General features: G+C 46.0%; 21 protein-coding genes. 17 read left to right on the top strand and 4 right to left on the bottom strand.

The window, feature by feature from the left end; all coding sequences use genetic code 11:
- The 15 genes from ABNT28_RS05510 to ABNT28_RS05440 all read left to right on the top strand — a co-directional run.
- Window positions 1–613 (top strand): FliH/SctL family protein (locus ABNT28_RS05510; RefSeq protein WP_348721141.1); only part of this gene is annotated, 613 nt, incomplete at its 5' end.
- A 20-nt stretch (window positions 614–633) separates the two neighbouring features.
- On the top strand, window positions 634–1,938 hold the full coding sequence (locus ABNT28_RS05505; protein ID WP_332923326.1) for a FliI/YscN family ATPase: 1,305 nt from the start codon (window positions 634–636) through the stop codon (window positions 1,936–1,938).
- Window positions 1,938–2,360 (top strand): hypothetical protein, encoded by a 423-nt coding sequence (locus ABNT28_RS05500; RefSeq protein ID WP_332923312.1) that lies wholly within the window; start codon window positions 1,938–1,940, stop codon window positions 2,358–2,360. Before ABNT28_RS05505 ends, ABNT28_RS05500 begins: the two co-directional genes overlap by 1 nt.
- A gap of 103 nt (window positions 2,361–2,463) precedes the next feature.
- Entirely contained in the window at window positions 2,464–4,461 is a 1,998-nt protein-coding gene (locus ABNT28_RS05495) for a flagellar hook-length control protein FliK (protein WP_332923311.1), read from the top strand.
- Window positions 4,462–4,488: 27 nt separating this feature from the next.
- Window positions 4,489–5,067: a flagellar basal body-associated FliL family protein gene (locus ABNT28_RS05490; RefSeq protein ID WP_332923310.1), complete on the top strand. Its 579-nt coding sequence runs from the start codon at window positions 4,489–4,491 to the stop codon at window positions 5,065–5,067.
- Between the two features lie 23 nt (window positions 5,068–5,090).
- Window positions 5,091–6,068, top strand: coding sequence for a flagellar motor switch protein FliM (fliM, locus tag ABNT28_RS05485; RefSeq protein ID WP_332923325.1), 978 nt, complete (start codon window positions 5,091–5,093; stop codon window positions 6,066–6,068).
- Window positions 6,069–6,207: 139 nt separating this feature from the next.
- Window positions 6,208–6,465, top strand: coding sequence for a flagellar motor switch protein FliN (fliN, locus tag ABNT28_RS05480; protein WP_332923324.1), 258 nt, complete (start codon window positions 6,208–6,210; stop codon window positions 6,463–6,465).
- Between the two features lie 201 nt (window positions 6,466–6,666).
- The gene (locus tag ABNT28_RS05475; RefSeq protein ID WP_332923309.1) at window positions 6,667–7,125 is read left to right on the top strand and encodes a flagellar biosynthetic protein FliO; all 459 of its coding nucleotides are present in this window, start codon (window positions 6,667–6,669) and stop codon (window positions 7,123–7,125) included.
- Entirely contained in the window at window positions 7,122–7,907 is a 786-nt protein-coding gene (gene fliP / locus ABNT28_RS05470; protein ID WP_332923308.1) for a flagellar type III secretion system pore protein FliP, read from the top strand. Before ABNT28_RS05475 ends, fliP begins: the two co-directional genes overlap by 4 nt.
- Before the next feature lie 47 nt (window positions 7,908–7,954).
- Window positions 7,955–8,221, top strand: a complete 267-nt coding sequence (gene fliQ, locus ABNT28_RS05465; RefSeq protein ID WP_013045693.1) for a flagellar biosynthesis protein FliQ — start codon at window positions 7,955–7,957, stop codon at window positions 8,219–8,221.
- A gap of 8 nt (window positions 8,222–8,229) precedes the next feature.
- On the top strand, window positions 8,230–9,051 hold the full coding sequence (fliR, locus tag ABNT28_RS05460) for a flagellar biosynthetic protein FliR (protein ID WP_332923307.1): 822 nt from the start codon (window positions 8,230–8,232) through the stop codon (window positions 9,049–9,051).
- Entirely contained in the window at window positions 9,044–10,201 is a 1,158-nt protein-coding gene (gene flhB, locus ABNT28_RS05455) for a flagellar biosynthesis protein FlhB (RefSeq protein WP_348721140.1), read from the top strand. Before fliR ends, flhB begins: the two co-directional genes overlap by 8 nt.
- Entirely contained in the window at window positions 10,201–10,422 is a 222-nt protein-coding gene (locus tag ABNT28_RS05450) for a hypothetical protein (protein ID WP_332923305.1), read from the top strand. Before flhB ends, ABNT28_RS05450 begins: the two co-directional genes overlap by 1 nt.
- Before the next feature lie 232 nt (window positions 10,423–10,654).
- On the top strand, window positions 10,655–11,392 hold the full coding sequence (locus tag ABNT28_RS05445; protein WP_332923304.1) for a hypothetical protein: 738 nt from the start codon (window positions 10,655–10,657) through the stop codon (window positions 11,390–11,392).
- 69 nt (window positions 11,393–11,461) lie between these two features.
- A complete protein-coding gene (locus ABNT28_RS05440) occupies window positions 11,462–12,340 on the top strand; it encodes a hypothetical protein (protein WP_332923303.1) in 879 nt (292 codons plus the stop codon).
- Between the two features lie 462 nt (window positions 12,341–12,802).
- Here the strand turns inward: ABNT28_RS05440 and ABNT28_RS05435 are convergent, their stop codons facing one another.
- Both ABNT28_RS05435 and ABNT28_RS05430 read right to left on the bottom strand, forming a co-directional pair.
- Entirely contained in the window at window positions 12,803–13,957 is a 1,155-nt protein-coding gene (locus ABNT28_RS05435) for an OmpA family protein (RefSeq protein WP_348721139.1), read from the bottom strand.
- Between the two features lie 62 nt (window positions 13,958–14,019).
- Window positions 14,020–14,784 (bottom strand): MotA/TolQ/ExbB proton channel family protein, encoded by a 765-nt coding sequence (locus tag ABNT28_RS05430; protein WP_332923301.1) that lies wholly within the window; start codon window positions 14,782–14,784, stop codon window positions 14,020–14,022.
- A 192-nt stretch (window positions 14,785–14,976) separates the two neighbouring features.
- Between ABNT28_RS05430 and ABNT28_RS05425 the strand changes: the two genes are divergently transcribed.
- Window positions 14,977–15,474 carry a DUF1566 domain-containing protein gene (locus ABNT28_RS05425; protein ID WP_332923300.1) on the top strand — a complete coding sequence of 166 codons (498 nt, stop codon included), beginning with the start codon at window positions 14,977–14,979 and terminating at the stop codon, window positions 15,472–15,474.
- Between the two features lie 522 nt (window positions 15,475–15,996).
- On the top strand, window positions 15,997–17,538 hold the full coding sequence (gene rpoN, locus ABNT28_RS05420; protein ID WP_332923299.1) for an RNA polymerase factor sigma-54: 1,542 nt from the start codon (window positions 15,997–15,999) through the stop codon (window positions 17,536–17,538).
- Window positions 17,539–17,653: 115 nt separating this feature from the next.
- On the opposite strand, the gene ABNT28_RS05415 is transcribed toward rpoN, so the two are convergent.
- Both ABNT28_RS05415 and ABNT28_RS05410 read right to left on the bottom strand, forming a co-directional pair.
- A complete protein-coding gene (locus ABNT28_RS05415; RefSeq protein WP_332923298.1) occupies window positions 17,654–17,920 on the bottom strand; it encodes a hypothetical protein in 267 nt (88 codons plus the stop codon).
- Between the two features lie 117 nt (window positions 17,921–18,037).
- A partial coding sequence (locus tag ABNT28_RS05410; protein ID WP_348721138.1) for an ion channel occupies window positions 18,038–18,490 on the bottom strand: 453 nt, incomplete at its 5' end.

The following is an 18,490-nucleotide window of genomic DNA, read 5'->3' as shown; positions in this document are numbered from 1 at the left end:
TGATGTGTCTGCTTTGAGTGCACAGATTGCTAGCCGCGTCATGGCACTGGCAAGTGATCGCGCTGGCCAGACAATTACAGATATGCCAGAGGCTTTTGCCAAACGTATTGAAACTTTGATCACTATGGTCAAATCTGAAACTGCCAGCCCGACGATAAATCTAAATAAAGAGGATTTTGCCGCTATCAAGTCATTGGCAAAAAATCGGGACAAGCTTAAAGGTTGCAACTTTGTTGTTGATGAAACAATGACGCGTGGCGACGTAAGGGTGGCAGTTGGTGGCGTTGGTCTTGTTGATCAAATATCAAACCGAACAAAAATCCAAATAACCGAAGATGAAAAAACGGCTGATACAAAGCATGAAACTGAATCAACTGACACGCCTGTAATTGCCCAAAAAGATGAAAGTGATCAAGCAACATCAAATGCAGATAGCTTGACCGATGGCGGACCTGACGAAACGTCAATTGCTGATGCTAAAGATAATGGCAAAAGTATAACCACATCAGCCAAAGACGAAACTGAAGAGCCGGCAATAGATGACGATGCTGTGTCAGGTTCAAAGACATCTGAAGCTGAAGACGCAAACAACACAGATGACAGCGTGACATGAGCATCTTGACCGACGCCATCATGACTGATTTGAGCGCGGTTAAGCTGGATCAACCAATCAGCTTATTTGGGCATGTCAGCCGTTATGATGGCCAAATTATCGAGTGTGATGGGTTTCCTGCAAATATTGGCGCCATTTGCGAGGTGGCGACTGACGGCGACGCACCAGCAATGGCTGAGGTGATTGGTTTTAATAACGGCAATAACCTGCTTTCAATTCATGATTATGGGGCCCGAATTCTGGTTGGTGCGCGTGTGTCACTTGTCGATGATGGCACCCAGATAGCTGTTGGCGAAGGTCTTTTGGGGCGGGTAACAGATGCGCTTGGTGTGCCGCTAGATAACAGCCCGCTTCCCCCTTTGAATGGGCGCTGGCCATTAATGGGAAAAGAGCTAAACCCGTTACAACGTAAGCCTGTTGATAAACCATTAGATGTCGGGGTGCGTATCATTAACTCGATCTTGTCGGTGGGTCAGGGACAACGTGTTGGTATTATCGCTGGCTCGGGTGTTGGTAAATCAGTTTTGCTTGGCATGATGAGCCGTTTTACTGATGCCGATGTTGTGGTTGTTGGCATGATTGGGGAACGTGGACGTGAAGTTGGAAGCTTCGTAAACTATATTCTTGGCAGTGAAACTCGTGATAGGGCAACTGTAGTGGCTGTTCCCGCTGATAGATCGCCACTGTTACGTATTCGTGGCGCCGAAAGGGCAACAGCCATTGCCGAATATTTCCGCGATCAGGGTAAAAACGTTCTTCTGATTATGGATTCTTTGACACGTGTGGCGCATGCGCGACGTGAAATTGGTCTTGCCCTTGGTGAACAGCCAACATCAAAAGGATACCCGCCATCGGTGGTTTCGATGATACCAAGGCTTATTGAGCGCTCAGGTACCGGTGTTGAAGGGCAGGGGTCAATCACGGCCATTTATACCGTGCTTGCTGATGGTGATGATGCAAATGATCCTGTTGTCGATACAGCCCGCGCTATTTTGGACGGTCATATTTTACTATCACGTCAGCAAGCGCAAATGGGTATTTATCCTGCTATTGATGTTACCACATCGGTTAGTCGGGTTATGAACGATATAACTGATGCCGATCAACAAGCTGCAGCCTCACGCTTTCGGCGTCTGGTTTCGCTTTATATGGAAAATCGTGATCTTATTCTCATGGGTGGATATAGCCCGGGTCAAGACCCAGATCTTGACCTTGCTGTTGAATTATGGCCAGCTTTGACCAAACATATCCAGCAGCCAGAAGCTGAAAAATCAGATTTTGCCGTGAGTCGTGATGCGTTAATCGGTTTGATGAGAAACGCATAATGGGCAAGGATAAAACGATTTATGACAAGCTTGCCTTAAAGGAAAAGATGCTGATGATGCAAAAGGCACGCGGCATGAAAACCCTGCAGGAAGAATTGACGCGGGTAACATCAATTAAAGACCAGCTAAAGGCGATTGTTGATGATACGGCGATTAAAAAGGGTGAAACAAGTGTGCGTGAACTCCGGTCATCAAATTGGTATAGTGCACAAATACACGAACAGCTGGTTACGGTAGAAAACCGCACAGATTTTCTAAGTGAAGAAGTTGGCACCCAAAAAAAACACATTGCCGAAGCTTTGCATCGGCATAATCGCTCACTTGAAAAAGCTGACGAGCGGCGACGTGTCTTGCGCGAAGAGCGCGAAGAAAAGGCGGCATCTGATGTACCGCGTATCAACCGTCCATTAGCTGATCGCTAGATAGATTTCCTGATATTTTATGACTGGCACCGAACTTGCAATGCTTAGGCAGTGAAAGTTTTTTTCGGGAACGTCCCCGAATATAAATGCCAGGAAATGCAGTATGACAACTATCGATTCATCAGCCAAATCAGGGATGGTTCTATCCTCTGGAAATGGAGATACTTCCTCACCTGGAAGTGATAATGCCGCGTTATTTGAAACGCTTTTTGGTTTGATGCAAACCGCAGCAGATATTCCAGATGCCATGAACACACCGTCGGCTGATAACCTAGCAGCCTTGGATACAGACCTTGGCTCTTTGCCAGCCATCATTGCATCGGTGCCCTTGGGGTCGGTAGAATCTGGCGATGGCAATATGCGGTTAATCGAGCATATGAACAGTTTTATGACGCCATTGGCTGAAACCTCAAACCCAGAATCAGTACCAGATACGCTTGCGGCAGGTAAAACTGAAATTTCTGATGGCGCGCTTGCAATGGCGCAAACACTTTTGGTTGCCCAAAGCGTTGGTTTGATTGATGCAGTTGATGATCCACATGCTGATAGTGATACCCCAGCAACACTTGATTTGAAAATAGGGTCACCAATGTCAATGATGAAAAACGGTCATCATTATGATGTGCCTAATGTTCCCGTCGCTGTGCCTGCTGAATTATTTGCCAAGGCGCGTGCGCTTGTGAAAGCGGAAGTAAACGCGCCTTCACGAAACAACTATGACACTGGTCCGCAACCTGTTCATCAGCTGATGAATTTTCTAAAACAGGCTGTGGTTCCAAAGGATGAAAAACAGTCACGCATCCAGGCGTTAAAGACGCCGTTAACTGATGACGCGATGCCAAACATAATTGGCAAATCTAATGTCGCCCTTGTCACATATGATGTCCCGCATACCGTTCTAACAACTCAGGACATGGCGCCTAAATCCGCGCCAATGCCAGCTATAATGGATAATGTTGTTGGGGGCGCTGTGACCTATAATGAGTCGCATAATGTTTTAACTGCACACCAGCTTTCAAAGCTAAACAACACCGCGCCAATGCCAAACATAATTGTCAAATCTGATGAAGCACTTGTCACTTATGACGCACCGCATACCGTTTTGACTGCTCAGGATTTGGCCGGTAAAGCCGCAACAATGCCAAACATAATTGGCAAATCAGATGTTGCGCTTGTCACTTATGACGCATCGCATACCGTTTTGACCGCTCAAGATTTGGCCGGTAAAGCCGCAACAATGCCACATATAACAACAAAAATGTCTGCAGATATTGTTTCATATAGTGAGGCGCATACGGTAGTTCAGTCAAAGGCAGAGCTAAAGACATTTGATGTGGTTCAATCCGCAAAGCAGGATAAAGCCCAGATTAGCACTGTTATCGAAAGTGGTATCATGCCAGCGCCTGCCAAGGATGTGGCGGCAAGGGCATCGATCATCGTTGATAATGGCGCGATACGCATGCATAGCGAAAAGCCAGTGACCCAACGCCTAGCTACCGACTCGGCAGGCACCATTCAAACCAATGAGAGCAATAATGAATCTAGCTCTCAATCGGGTGGCAACAAAGGCGATGGTGGCGGCTTTGATCAAGCATCGCGCGGCAATTCTCAAACTATGACCGCGCATCGTCTTAACATGACTGATAAGGCGTGGCAGCAAGGCTTTGTGCGCCGCATTGAAAATAGCATCAAGAATGGCAGCGGCGAAATCCGTATCGCGCTTGAACCAAGGCAACTTGGCCGGATGCAGGTTAAGCTGGGCTTTAATGGCGATGCAACACGGATTCAAATTACCACCGAAACGGCCGCTGCTGCGGCATTGTTATCCGAGGGCGAAAACCGCTTGAGTCAAATGCTGGATCAAGCTGGACTTCGGCTTGGTAATTTACAGACAAATAGCTCAGGCGCGTCTGGTTTTGACCAGAATAATAATTTGGGCGGACAGGCAAATTCAGGCCATACCGGCACCTCTTCAGGTAATGATGACCAGGCAAAAGGCAAAAACCAAAGCCAAACTATGCGCGGTGAGGTCGATAATGCCGAAGAAACGACAAATACATTAGAAAATGACAATAAAACAGTTTTGAATATTTTGGCGTGATGATAGATTTCTACAAAGGACGGAATGATGGCTGAAAATGATGATGAACCAAAGAAGTCCAAAGGGTTTCTTATAAAAATTATCTTATTCGTGGTAGGCGGATTTGTTTTGATTGGCGCAGGCCTTGGCGGGGGCTATATGCTGTTTGGTGCGGCTCAACCTGATCCGTCCGAGCAGATTGAGGAAATCATAGAACGAAAGATGCAAGAGGCTGAGGCTGCCGAACAGGAAGCTCTCGATAACGAAACAGCCCAACGTGTATCTAAAGAAACACCCGAAGTTGAAAACTTCGTGACTATTTATTACGAATTTCCGGGTACCTTTACGTCAAACCTTATGGGGTCGCGTAAAATGCTACAGGTTGGCGTGGGCGTTTCAACGCAATATGACGACAGCATAATGGAAATGGTTGAATCGCATCAACTTGCGCTTCGTTCTGTCGTTCTTGGCGTTCTGAGTGAGTTTGGCGAAGAGGATGTTCAGGGTATTGCAGGCCGTGAAAAGCTTGCTGTCGCAATGCGAGATGCGATGAATGCCAAGCTTGTAAGTCTCGAAGACTTCGGGGGTGTGGCAGAAGTACATTTCACATCCTTTGTATTGCAATAAACGTCTAACATAGAATAGGTGTAATCGTGGCATCCACGCGTAAATTAAGTAGCGACGAAGTCAACGCCCTTATCGAAGGGCTTGGCTCTGACGCGTCACCAACAGCATCCCCGGATGTTGGTGATATGGCAGATGTCCGTGCGTTCAAGTTTGGCGAGGATGATCTTTCGCTCCTTGGTGACTATTATGCACTTCGCATGATTAATGAACGTTTTGCGCGGTTTGCCCGGTCTGTGTTCTTGCCAATGTTGCGAGTGCAGCCGCGTATCTCGTCATTCCCGCCCGAAGTCAAAAGCTTTGACGAATACGCAGCGGGTATTGACAGTTTTATGAGCCTGAATATCAGCCGCATCGAAGAACTGCGTGGCAGTATGCTTACAGTGCTAGCCCCAACATTTATTTCGGTGCTGACCAATTCCTACTATGGCGGTAAAATTGAAGGCAACAAATCGCGTCGTCCGGAATTCACCGCTACCGAGGAACGCGTGATTCAGTTGATCAATCGCGGACTGAACGAAACCTTGGAAAACTCATGGCGTGATCTGATGGAGATCAACCTGTCACATCAAAGTAGTGAGGTTAACACCCAGTTTGCATCTTTTGTTGATGGTGCTGACCTGGTCATTATTTGCTCATTTGTCGTACAGTTGCCCGACATTGACGCCGCCAGTTTCGATGTGATTTATCCATTACAGACGCTAAAACCTATTGCGGCACAATTACGCTCTCGTGTGCAATCAGACCGTATTGAAGATGACCAAAGTTGGCGTGACCGGATGGAACATGCAGTTCTTGATATTCCAATCAAAATGAAAGCCAAACTGAGTGAGCCAGTTGTGTCGATGAGCAAGCTTATTCGGTTGCAAGAAGGTGATGTGTTCCCAATCCAGATTGGCGACGGTGTTGAAGTTTTGATGGACGAACGTCGCTTTTATTATGGAGAAATGGGAGAAGTTGGGGGGCAATCTGCCATTAACCTGACATCGCGCATAGTTGAATAGTCGTAGCGGTAAATCCTGGCATATTCATGCTGGATCCGTGTTAAGAGAGGATAATTAGATGTCTGACGAACCAGAAAATGTTGTTGAAGAAGCCGAAGCGCCAGTTGCCAATAATGCAGCCACTGATGAACGTATCAGTATGGAAAATATGCGTGTTCTTGAAAATATCGATGTCAGTCTGACAGTCGAAGTTGGCAGTGCCGAGATCAAAATCCGTGATTTGCTTAGGTTGAATGAAGGTTCAGTGATCGAATTGGATCGTTTGGCAGGTGACCCGCTTGATATTCTGGCGAATGGCACAATGATTGCCAAAGGTGAAGTGGTCATGGTTGGTGAACGCTTTGGTATTCGGTTCTCTGAAATTGTTGCACCTGAAAAGCGGATGGAAACGCTATAAAGCGCTGTCAATTTTTCGACATAAATCCATGCCAGCTTATTTTGGTAATTATACAGGCGACATCCCTGTAGAAACATTGATCTGGCACCTTTTTAAAACATTTAAAAACAACGCCTTATAATAAAATAAATGTCATAACGTGCGTCTGGCACGGTCTTTGCCTTGTTTGAAATGAATATTCATTCAGGGCGGAGACAGGTTATGACGCTGACAACAATAACAACTGAGCAGGGGCTTATTACCCTAGCGTTTCTGACGCTAATGCTTTTGCTATTGATTATCGTACGTAAATTTCGTGGTGGAATTAAAAAACGGTTTCAGCAAGAAAAACGCATACATCTCATTGAAGAAATGTCTATGTCGCCGCATGAACGTTTGCGGCTTGTCGATGTTGCAGGCACAACATTTCTGATTTTTACGGCAAAAGGGCAGCCAGGCACAATTGTCCAATTGGACAAAAACGTAGTTACTTCAAAGCCAGTGGTGCAAAAACCCGCCCCGCCGCCTACACAACCACCTAAATCCACCCCATCGATTCCGACAGCAAAACCAGCGTCTCAAACAATCAAGGCTGAGACGCTAGATGCCGAGGAAAACCCTATTTCCGCAGCTATAAAGCAAGCGCGCCTTCGTAACCCAAAATTAGGATTAGAAGAATGACCCGTATCATGCGCATCCTTATAACGTCCCTGCCTATTGCTATACTTTCATTATGTGGTGTGATGAGTGGTGCTGAAGCCCAGCTTGTTGGCGACACACCGCCGGGTCTGCCAGCCTTCAATATAACAGGTGGCGAAGACGGCTCATCAACCTATTCATTGTCATTGCAAATATTGGCGCTAATGACGGCGCTGACAGTGTTGCCGTCGCTTGTTTTAGGCATGACCTCCTTCACGCGCATCATCATAGTTTTATCAATTTTACGTCAGGCAATGGGTACTCAGCAAACGCCACCTAATCAGGTGCTTGTTGCGATTGCTCTATTTTTGACATTCTTCATTATGGCACCAACATTTACCCAGCTGAATGACTCTGCGCTGTCTCCCTATATGGATGGCACCATGCCGATGGAAACGGCAATTTCAGACGGCACCAATATTATGAAGGATTTTCTGGTCCAAAATACGCGTGTAACTGATCTGGTCATGTTCACTGAAATGGCTGGCGATACAACCTATGAAGATCCCAAAGATGTGCCATTAACAGTTCTATTGCCAGCATTCATCACATCCGAATTGAAAACGGCTTTTCAGATTGGCTTTCTGTTGTTTTTGCCATTTTTGGTAATCGATATGGTGATTGCGTCAATTTTGATGTCATTAGGTATGATGATGCTTAGCCCGATGCTAGTTGCATTACCTTTCAAGCTTTTATTGTTCGTTCTGGTCGATGGCTGGGCGATGACAGTCGGTTCCCTGGTAGCTACCTATTCCGGATCATAACGCGGATATTGCCCTACTTATCACTTTAAAGAATAGGAATGCTGATTATGGATTTTGACTCAAATGTAGAATTTCTGCGCATTGCATTTTGGCAGATCATTATTGCCGCAGGTCCCCTTCTTGGGGTTGCCCTCGCAATTGGTTTGTTGATTGGTATTTTTCAAGCCGCCACCTCTATTAACGAGCAAACCCTCAGCTTTGTTCCGAAACTGGTTATCGTAATGCTTACCTTTGGATTGGTGTCCAGCTTTATGCTGGCACAACTATCTGACTATTTCGCCTTCATCTTTGATCAAATTGCTACCATCAGTTAAGTGTTATAATGCTCCCTCTTGTCACCCAAAATATGGTTGCTCTGCCCGGCATGGATTTGCAGTGGATTGTGACAGGCTTACTACAATATTTAGTTGCAAGCCTCAGAATTGGCGCATTCATGATTTCGTCGCCTATGTTTGGCGCACGGTGGATGCCATTACAGATAAGAATTATAATGTCCTTTATGTTGGCCATGAGTGTCGCTGGACACGTTCAGCCAATTGACGTCAATATCATTACGTCTTTGCCAGGCATTGTGATTATGGCAAGCGAGATCACAATAGGCTTGGCAGCCGGTCTGATTTTGACAATATGGTTTGCAGGCGCACTTCTTGCTGGTGAAAAAATAGCCTCAACAGCTGGTCTTGGTTTTGCCGCACAAGTTGATCCATCAACAGGTGGCCAAACGCCCGTTGTCAGCCAGATATTATATTTATTTTTGACTGTCATTTTTCTGTCTCTGGATGGGCATCTTCTGGTTATCAGCATAATGCTTAAATCTTACAGTATTATGCCACTTGGGCATGTTCCGGATATGGGCGTTCTTGTTGAAGCTGGTATAAGTGCCGCTGGATCGATGTTCTTTGTCGGTGCCATCATTATGCTTCCTGTTGTGATCGTTTTACTTATGATCAATGTGTCGATTGGCGTGATCACGCGCTCGGCACCTCAGCTAAATCTATTTTCGTTTGGTTTCCCAATCTCGATGTTGGGCGTCTTTATCGTCCTGTATTTTTCAGCAGGAACCCTTTCAAGCAACATGTCAGATTTAGTGTTTAATGCGATTGGCGATGTGCAAACAATGATGGAGAATTTGGCAAATGGCTGAAGAATCCAATGATGGGCAGGAAAAGACCGAAGACCCCTCCGAACGGAAACTCGAAAAAGCCCGTGAAGATGGCCAAGTATTATCTTCAAAAGAAGCCTTTGTATTCACAACATTGGCCATGGGTGTTGTTCTGTTCATGGGACTGTCTTCAGTCTCATCAGCAGGTTTGACGCATTGGGGTACCTTATTCCGCTGGGATCACGCCGATCAGATCGACACATTGGCTTTTGGCAAGCTAGTACAGTCATTCTGGATGATTATCATTGTATCAATCATCATTGGCGTGCCGATGATGATTGTTACTTTGTTCACGCAGCTTGCCGTTGGCGGCGTTAATTTTGCACCCAAGTCGTTGGCATTCAAACCTAACCGTATTGATCCCATCGCGGGTATGAAGCGCATGTTTTCGGCTAAATCGCTTGTTGAGCTTGGAAAATCGATATTAAAAGTCGTGCTTTTGTTTGGCACCGCCGGCTTACTTATCTATAGCCAGCTTCCCAGTATTTTGCGTTTATCTGAAGGTACCCTTAACGGTGCCATGTCAAAAATGGGTGACGTGTTTCCCGCGCTTCTTGGGGCAATGTTGGTCGTGCTTTTTATTATCGCTGCGATTGATTATTCATGGCAAAGCTACTCACATAACAAAAAGCTCAAAATGAGCCGCCAGGAACAGAAGGACGAACATAAACAAACCGAAGGTTCACCTGAAGTTAAAGCTAAAATTCGTCGCATGCAGATGGAGCAATCACAAGCATCCAGTCAGCAACGCGAGTCGCTTGAAAATGTTTCAGACGCTACAGCTATTATCACCAACCCAACACATTTTGCCGTCGCGCTTAAATATGTTGCGGGTGAGGCTGGCGCACCCGTGGTTTTGGCTATGGGTAAGGGGCGGATTGCAGAGCAAATCATCGAACGTGGAAATGATGCAAGCATTACAATCATGCGTAGCCCACTACTTGCTCGTGCTTTATTCTTTACCAGTGAAATTGGCAGTGAAATTAGCGAAAAATTATATAATGCTGTTGCCATCGCCTTGGCCTATATTTATCGCATTGATAATGGTGAAACGCTTGGCATGCCGGATATCGATCTGCCAGAAGATCTGCGTTTTGATGAGCATGGTAAAATTAGTAAGGATGCAGAGTAATGGCACGTCGTACGCATAGAAGTTTAGGAGAGATGATAAGTACTGTATGCTTCTATGGTGTTTCGGCTGCTGCTTTTGTGCATGGTCTGGCGTCGCTTGATGAAGCTGAGCCCCTTTATAAAACAATTCTGATCTTTGTCGCTTCGTTTCTATGCTTTCTGGGAGGGGCAAGATTTTCAATTGCCAATATGTTTGATCAAGGTCAGAGGCAGAAGAAATGACGCTTAAGAAACATGACAAGCCCGTGCAACAGCCAAATTGCTTTGAATGCAAATTCCATTTCATCACGCATGAGCGTGGTCGGCCATATGGATGCCAGAAATTCGGATTTAAGGGACAATTTTTACCATCACGGCACGTTTTTGAGGCAACTGGCATGAAATGTGCTTACTTTCAGTCGAGGAAGGCGCCTGTTAGGCGTCGTTCTTCGTCCTAATTCGTCAGGAGACAGTTATGAGCAGCGAATATAATGCGGTGCAGGAAAGCATCAAAATCGCGCTAGATGCAGCAGATGCTGCTACAGACGTATCGTCTGAATTTAATAAAATTAAGCGTGAAAACAAAAAACTGGAAGGGTCAATCAAGATGATTCATCGCTATACAGCAATTATATTTGCCAGTTCAATGGTTGCCGCGGTGGCGGCGTTGATTTTCGCGTCACTTATTTATTTCAGAACGCTGTCTGATCTGACAACAATGACCACGACAAGTCGTGAAGCTTTGGTCGTATTTGCTGAGAATGTGGATACGATGAACAGCTCGCTGGATAAGCTAAAAGTGTCGTTGGAAGCCCAGCAAGAGCTCGTTTCGTTGAATAAAACGCTGATTGCAGATCTTGATACCTTGCGGACAACGATTATCGATTCAAACCGCGAAGTCATAGCTAGTATGCGTGATAGTAACGAAAAAATGTCTGCTGATAATGACAAGCTTGCCAAAGCGATTACCAATGGTATCGCCAATGAAATGGGCAGTCAGACAAGCAAAATCACCAAACAGATGGCCCAGCTGGCAAAATCAAACGAAGGTGCTATGGACTCATTGGCACGAAGCATGGCAAGCAACGAAGTGCTTAGCCAAGTATCCGCCAATCAGGCAATGCTTGCCAACCATTTAGAAGGGTTGTCAGGACAAAACCAACAGATTCTTGCGCAGTTTAAGGCAAAAGATAATAAGGTCAGCTATCCGTGATCGAACAGCGGCAAAGAAGGGTTCTGACATGAATCCTTATTTTGCGTGCTATGCACCTAAGGCCATCCGATGAATCAAAACGACACCAGTGCTGACAGGAACCAAACTGGCCAGTCGCCTAATGGCCAAGCGTCAAAGGGCGCCTTTGGGTATGAGGCAAGCCCAAACCCGGATACTGTTAGTGACACAGGCGCTGCCAGCCCACAGGATCAAGCACCGCGTAACAGTTTTTTATCTATCGCTGAAATTGGTACGATTTCGCGCTCTCGAACACTTCGCCTGCAAAAAGAAGATGCGATTGTTGCCATTGATGCAAAGGCGTATCACGGTGATATTGACACATTCCTGGACATTCTGTTTGAGCTTGAAAATGATAAATCTGTCATGCTTACAATCTGGCGCAAGGGGATTGTATATAACATCATTGTGCGTGGTCCTCTTGGCTGCACATTAGAATATTCCAAGCCCGAAATATCCGAAGCCATTAATAATGACTTTAAGACGGCGGATATAGGTCATCCTGACGATTACGTGATGTTTGAAGTGCTGCGCGATATGAAACGCAAAACAGAAATCATTGATACGCGGCCGTCTGATGTTGTTCTGTTCATACCGGTAATATGGCTTATGCAAAATCGGCTCTGGGAAGCATTGCTGGCAGTGACCTTGATTTATGGTGTAACCCTGAGCGTCCATTGGGTGCTGTTTGTGATCGCTTACATATTGCTGTCTCTCTATTTCAAAAAGGCACAAGTCCCGCTTAGACGAAGCTTCAGCCTTTTCAAAGAGCGGCAAATGTGGCTGGTAATTGCTGCGCGGTCATTACGCGAAGTACAGGAAATATGTCGTAAAATTGATCCCAAATGCGATTTTATAGATAGTGAAATCGGGCCTGTTCCGGTTGATGATGCGCCTGTTAAGAAACGCCGCCGTCCAAGGACAAGATGATCTTTATCATCAATCAATACGCTTAGCTTGCTGCTAATCTGGCTATATCAAATACATATATAACACAGCCTAAACGCTGACAGTCACGGCCTGTTGCGGGGATGATGATACTCTTCCAGCGCCTATGAAACCTTAAACCTTGGGCACATTCGCTAGTGTTCGATCACGCTCGGTCACGTTATCTGGATGCTTGTCTTGAATATGGTTCTGCATTGTGTGGCTGAGGTCACATATGCCCACCGTATCGTTATGTCCATTTCGACAAAGCTCCATACCCACCGCCCACGCCCACGCAACACAATAGGTCACACAAATGACAAACCATCACCCTTGCATAGGATGATGGCTGGAACATGTTGGACTGTATCTGCTAACGCCAGAAGACGCATCTGCCCCACCGGAAGAGGAATGTGATCCAATGGAACACGCCCCAGAAGACAGGAAGGCTAGCAGGTGAATGACCTAGTAATTAATCTCAATTTCGATGCGGCGGTTCAAAGCACGCCCATCGGATGTATCATTGCTTTCCAGCGGTTTGGACTCGCCAAAGCTGACAGCCTGCATACGGTTACCTGGCACCTGACCACTATCTTCAAGCGCTTGCACAACGCTTGATGCACGTGCGGCGGCCAGATCCCAATTGTCGCGGAACTGTGATCCAAAGATCAATGGCACATTATCCGTGTGACCTGATACATTGATAGAGCTTGAGCCACCCGCGCTCACCTTTGCGATTTGTTGCATTATTTCTTTCGCATCAGCTGTAAGCTCGGCTGACCCCGAAGCAAAGGCACCACCTGATCCAACAGTAATAAGGACACGGTCTTCCTCGCGTTCGACCGCCACAAGCCCTTGGCCAATTTCCTGACGCAAGGCGACTTTCAGCTCATCTTCAGCAATTTCGGCTTCGGCATTTTGTTTTTCCTGCTGTTCTTGCGCTTCGGCAGTTTCGGCTTCAGACTGAGACTGGCTCGCGCTGGCAGATTCAGCCGCGGCTAGCATTTTTTCAAGCTGTTCCTCCAGCCCACCAAAAAGAACTTCAGCGTCAGATTTGCCGGCGGCATCCTTAGCCTGCTCAATCGCATTCAAGGTTTCTTTCAAAAGCTGTGGCATATTTTCTTCTGGCGCATCGGTAGGGGTGAAATTCACCACAACTTTCTCACCAAGGGACTCGACCTCAATCTCACCGCGCGCGATGGCCTCTTCCAGTGCCTTTACAATATCTTCGGCACTTTCGCTATCGCCGCCATCATCATCTTTATCTTTATTCTTAATATCCAAATCAGGCTGCGTATCTTTTGTTGTTTCCTGGTTCATCTGGTTGGTCGCCGATGGCGCTGGATTTGGGCTGAAATTCAACGATAGAATGGTGGTGCCTTTTGGCTGTTCGACAATGGGCACGGTGCGTTGCACACCAAAGGCATTTTTTAATGAACCCGAAATCTGCTTGAATTTTGGCACGTTAAATTCCGCAAAAGACAGAATAAGAACGAAGAACGCCATCAACAATGTCGCCATATCGGCAAAGGTAGCCATCCATGCTGGCGCCCCGACAGGAGGACATTTAGGACAGTCTTCCTCTTCCTTCTCTTCGACTTCTTCTGTTTCTTCAGCCATCGTTCAAATCCTTCTTAGCCGTGCCATTCATTGCTTTATAAGCGCGTCACTATTGCAAAGCGCTATACAGCTTCCTCAAGCTTCGCCTGAAGCTTAGGTGGCAGGTTAGAGACTAGTTGATCCTGAATGTTCCGCGGAGACTCACCTCGGGCAATGTTGCGCAATCCTGCAACAACCATTTCACGATAGATGGTTTCATATGTTGTATAGCCTTCGAGCTTGGTAAGCATCGGCGAAAAAAGAACATTCGCGATAAAAGCGCCATATAGCGTTGTCAGCAAGGCAACAGCCATAGCCGGGCCAATAGCTTTTGGATCCGCCATGTTACCCAGCATCAACACCAAACCAACCAATGTACCGATCATGCCCATAGCAGGGGCAATATCGATCCAGGCTTTCACAACATTTTGATTGGCCTCATGGCGCATCTTCATGGCCTTGATTTCTTGCGTCAGCTGGGCGGTAAGTTTGGTTTCGTCAGCACCATCAACCAGCATCTGCATGCCTTTGGAGAAAAACTTGTCGGGCACTTCCTGACCCTCAAGCGCCATCATGCCGTCTTTACGGGCAATTCCGGCCAGTTCAACCATGCGCTCAATTAGGTCTTCCTGCTTTTTAATGGGCGGAAGAAAAGCCTTTCCCATGACGCCAAAGCTTCCTAGAAATGTTGCTAGGGGCGTTGTGTACATAACAGCAAAGAAAGTGCCGCCAAACACAATTAAAACTGATGGTGTATCAATAAAAGTGCCGAGGCCACCACCAGATAGCATAGCCCACATAATCATGCCGATGGCACCAAGTATTCCTATAAGAGAAGCTAAATCCATAAGTTTATTCCACCTTTAAAATGGGCATGCATACCCCCGAGTCATAGCAATTACCGTACCAACTTAGACATTTTGTCATTATCAGCACGTTTGGCGGCACGTTTTATGCACATAACAATGTTTAACGCGTCACTAAATAAGTGTATTCTTATATTTTAGGAATACAACAGTGAGATTACGTAAGGAGATCACATGCGTGAGCAAATGCGAAATCGACTATATGTATTGTCTATAATGCTATTATTTTTTGGTGCGGGGTTTGCCAATAATGCTCAGGCAACTTTGTTCATGGCTCGCGATCATATTGTTGTTGACCTAAGACACGGGGTTGACTGGTTGCGTTGCAGCATCGGCCAGCGCTGGAACGGCGAAACATGTACTGGCGAGGTGCTTTCGCTTAATCATGAAATGATTGCTCAGGCTATAGAACAGGCAAATGAACAACTTGGCGGGGAATGGCGTTTGCCAAGTCGCGTCGAGCTTGAGGGGCTGGTATGCAATGAATGTGGCCCCCCTAAAATTGATGCAGATATGTTTCCTGCAACAGACGTAGTGCCATATTGGACAGGTCAGATAAACAAATTTGCTAAGCGTCACATCTGGTCAGTCAATTTTGCAACAGGGCTTACATATGGCCGTTTTTTCCCGTATCAGCAGCTAGCCGTTCGCCTTGTTCGTGATCGTCGTTAAGTTCGTTATTTGCGTCTCGCCGGTCAAGCCACCAAAATAGAAGCTTGAATAAAAACATGATGCTACCGCCGATACAAATGACGGCTGCAACCCGTTCGGTTGTAACAACACGCAGATGAACAGCCTTGTCGCCGGCTGTTAGGCCAACAATTACAATCATCAAAGCCATCATTATGAAGGCTCGTATAAATTGACAACGGTGACAGACGCTACCTCTGGTTGGCTTTAGGCGGCTAAGAGAAATCATCTTCGTCCTTCAACAGTACATCTATAATTAGGTATAGCTTATATGGTTAATACGACCACTACAATAATCATGCCATCTTGTTCCGATCATGCATCAAAATGACGCAATATTCCTGTCTGTTTGTTGACAGGTGGCTTTTAAAAGAAATCTGAAATCACATAACTGACTGTTTACGTGTAACCTTTTTGTCGAAAAAGTGACACTGCCCCCTGTCAAATAGAAGTTTTGCAAGCTTCATTTTTGACTCGCATAGTGCTTTCAACAGGGAGGTAACTATGCAGTTAATGCCATCAGTAAATTTGAAGCAAAAGCAATCTTTGGTTATGACGCCACAGTTGCAACAGGCAATCAAATTGTTGCAAATGACAAATATGGACATCGCCGCGTTTTTAGAAGAACAGGTGCTTGATAATCCCTTTGTTGAAGTGTCTTCACCTGACAAATCAAATGAAGGTGAAAAAACGAACACTAGTGACGCAGACCTACATTCATCTGAGACTGCACATGATGCGTTTTCTGATGCTGATAATGGTCACGATACAACTGATTTGTCGTCTTCGATTGAAAATGGAACAGCCCTTGCGGATGATCCCACCGCGCATAGCGATCTTGAAAATCGGTTTAGTTCAGAAGGCCTTGATCTTGGTCGTTCGGCTACCGGCGCAAAGGCTGCTATCGACAGCGATTGGGATGACCTTGCAGGTTTAGTTGCTGACCGTCCTGCCAGCTTGCGCGAATTTATTTTGCGTCAGGTTGATCTCACTATCACCGACACCAAACAACGTTTCATTGCATATGAATTGACAGACGCCCTAGAGCCAAGTGGATGGCTTGGCCGGTCAGTTGACGATGTAGCGGACATGTGTACATGTACGATTGATGATGTCGAAGACGTATTGGCTGTTTTACAGACACTTGAACCTGAGGGTGTTTTTGCCCGCGATTTGGCTGAATGCCTTTACATTCAGGCGCGTGAGCAAGGTGTTCTATGTGAAACAATGGCTTTGATACTGGACAATCTGGATGTTCTTGGCCGTGGCGATATGCAATGGCTAGCACGCAAGGCAAAATGCGATGTTTCTGACATTGGTGACATACTTGGGCGTATTCGTGAATTTAATCCAAAGCCTGGCGAAGGTTTTGAGAGTAACCAGTTCATTGCCAGTGCCCCTGATGTGGTCGTCACAAGGGGTAAAATGGGTTGGGTTGTCGATTTGAACCGATCAACATTGCCGTCTTTGGTCATTGATGAAGATTATGGCAATAAAGTTGCCAGTACCAGCCGGGGCGTCAAAAAGGATGAAGCCAAGAATTTTGCAGGAGAAGCGCTAGGATCAGCACGCTGGTTAAAGCGGGCTCTTGAACAAAGGAATTCGACAACTTTAAAAATTAGCGGAGAGGTGATCCGCCACCAAAGTGAATTTCTTGTGCATGGATTAGCCGCCTTAAAGCCATTGGCACTTAAAGATGTTGCCGAAGCTGTAGGAATGCATGAAAGCACTGTAAGTCGTGTAACAAGCGGGCTGACAATCTCAACCCCAAAGGGATGTTTCGCACTTAAGTCTTTCTTCAGTGTATCTATTGCCACCACGGATTCAGGCGACGGCACGGCAGCGGCTGCGGTTCGCAATATGATTAAAGAAATAGTCGGTGGCGAGACCAGCGGCAAACCGCTAAGTGATGATGCGATTGCCGCTTTGGTTGCCAAGAAGGGGGTAAAATTAGCCCGGCGTACCGTAGCTAAATATCGTGATATGTTAAGAATACCGTCATCTTCTGAACGGCGCCGGCAAGCCCGACTGAATATGGCTAGCTAATCTAGTCTTCTAGCTAAACTAATCTTCCAGCTAGTAAAGTCTTCCAGCTAAACGTGTCTTAAATATCACATCACGTGATTGCAAAAGGCAGTTTTATTTGGCTAACGGGTCTGGTCTAGACCCCTTTGCCACCTACAGCCATGCGTGTATTGATGAACTCTTCACTGCTTGATGCGTAATTTGCAAAATAGTTGCTAAGTGGCACAGTAACCGTTTCGGTTGTGTTCTCAGCTTCATCATAATGCACAAACTGAACACCCAAATTACCAGTATTCGTTTCTGCGGTGAATTCCTGATCTGCCTGCAACTCATGATTGGCAAAATGATCGGCTACGGCATCAAAAGCGCGCGCGTCTAAATCACTATCAAATCTGTCCTGCATGGTTTCTCTCCTTGAATAATTTTACCAAGAGTTACTATGCAGACATGAGTGCATTAATCATGCCAAGTTGTTTTATGGCATTATCATCACGCAACGAATATTGGTAAAAACCTGAACTTAGTCAGTCTTAGCAGTGCCTCGTTCGCTTAATAGTTCTATAAGGGCTTTTGCATGTTCATCGGACAACCCTAAGTCGGTCTGCATTTGCTTTATACGCTCATGTTCTTCTTGTGAAATTATGCCATCAGCAAGCGCATGTACGATCTCAGCCTCAAATATATCTTTGCGGCGTGCAACTTGATTGGCAAAGGCTGTGGCAACAATACCAGTCAGCAGGGCCACAACACATATACCCATGATCGCGGTTGCCGCCCCTACGAGTTTGCCAAGTGACGTCATTGGGGACACATCACCATAACCAACAGTCGTCAGTGTAATTATTGACCACCACATCGTTGTTGGTATTGATGAAAAATTCTCTGGCTGAACTTCATGTTCGACCACATACATCAATGCGCTAGACACAAATAAAGCGATACAAAATAGATAGAGTGCAGCTCCAAAGGCATT

The organism is uncultured Candidatus Puniceispirillum sp., assembly GCF_963979125.1.
GTDB lineage: Bacteria > Pseudomonadota > Alphaproteobacteria > Puniceispirillales > Puniceispirillaceae > Puniceispirillum.
The sequence above is the reverse complement of the archived record's forward strand: the minus strand, read 5'-3'. Positions and strand labels throughout refer to the sequence as shown.

Bases quoted from the DNA above. Each gene is read 5' to 3' on its own strand.
- ABNT28_RS05425 (WP_332923300.1), top strand. From the start codon at position 14,977: ATGCGTGAGCAAATGCGAAATCGACTATATGTATTGTCTATAATGCTA.
- ABNT28_RS05490 (WP_332923310.1), top strand. From the start codon at position 4,489: ATGGCTGAAAATGATGATGAACCAAAGAAGTCCAAAGGGTTTCTTATA.
- ABNT28_RS05430 (WP_332923301.1), bottom strand. From the start codon at position 14,784: ATGGATTTAGCTTCTCTTATAGGAATACTTGGTGCCATCGGCATGATT.
- rpoN (WP_332923299.1), top strand. From the start codon at position 15,997: ATGCAGTTAATGCCATCAGTAAATTTGAAGCAAAAGCAATCTTTGGTT.
- ABNT28_RS05440 (WP_332923303.1), top strand. From the start codon at position 11,462: ATGAATCAAAACGACACCAGTGCTGACAGGAACCAAACTGGCCAGTCG.
- fliR (WP_332923307.1), top strand. From the start codon at position 8,230: ATGCTCCCTCTTGTCACCCAAAATATGGTTGCTCTGCCCGGCATGGAT.
- ABNT28_RS05475 (WP_332923309.1), top strand. From the start codon at position 6,667: ATGACGCTGACAACAATAACAACTGAGCAGGGGCTTATTACCCTAGCG.
- flhB (WP_348721140.1), top strand. From the start codon at position 9,044: ATGGCTGAAGAATCCAATGATGGGCAGGAAAAGACCGAAGACCCCTCC.
- ABNT28_RS05450 (WP_332923305.1), top strand. From the start codon at position 10,201: ATGGCACGTCGTACGCATAGAAGTTTAGGAGAGATGATAAGTACTGTA.
- ABNT28_RS05505 (WP_332923326.1), top strand. From the start codon at position 634: ATGACTGATTTGAGCGCGGTTAAGCTGGATCAACCAATCAGCTTATTT.
- ABNT28_RS05415 (WP_332923298.1), bottom strand. From the start codon at position 17,920: ATGCAGGACAGATTTGATAGTGATTTAGACGCGCGCGCTTTTGATGCC.
- ABNT28_RS05495 (WP_332923311.1), top strand. From the start codon at position 2,464: ATGACAACTATCGATTCATCAGCCAAATCAGGGATGGTTCTATCCTCT.
- fliP (WP_332923308.1), top strand. From the start codon at position 7,122: ATGACCCGTATCATGCGCATCCTTATAACGTCCCTGCCTATTGCTATA.
- ABNT28_RS05445 (WP_332923304.1), top strand. From the start codon at position 10,655: ATGAGCAGCGAATATAATGCGGTGCAGGAAAGCATCAAAATCGCGCTA.
- fliN (WP_332923324.1), top strand. From the start codon at position 6,208: ATGGAAAATATGCGTGTTCTTGAAAATATCGATGTCAGTCTGACAGTC.
- fliQ (WP_013045693.1), top strand. From the start codon at position 7,955: ATGGATTTTGACTCAAATGTAGAATTTCTGCGCATTGCATTTTGGCAG.
- ABNT28_RS05435 (WP_348721139.1), bottom strand. From the start codon at position 13,957: ATGGCTGAAGAAACAGAAGAAGTCGAAGAGAAGGAAGAGGAAGACTGT.
- ABNT28_RS05500 (WP_332923312.1), top strand. From the start codon at position 1,938: ATGGGCAAGGATAAAACGATTTATGACAAGCTTGCCTTAAAGGAAAAG.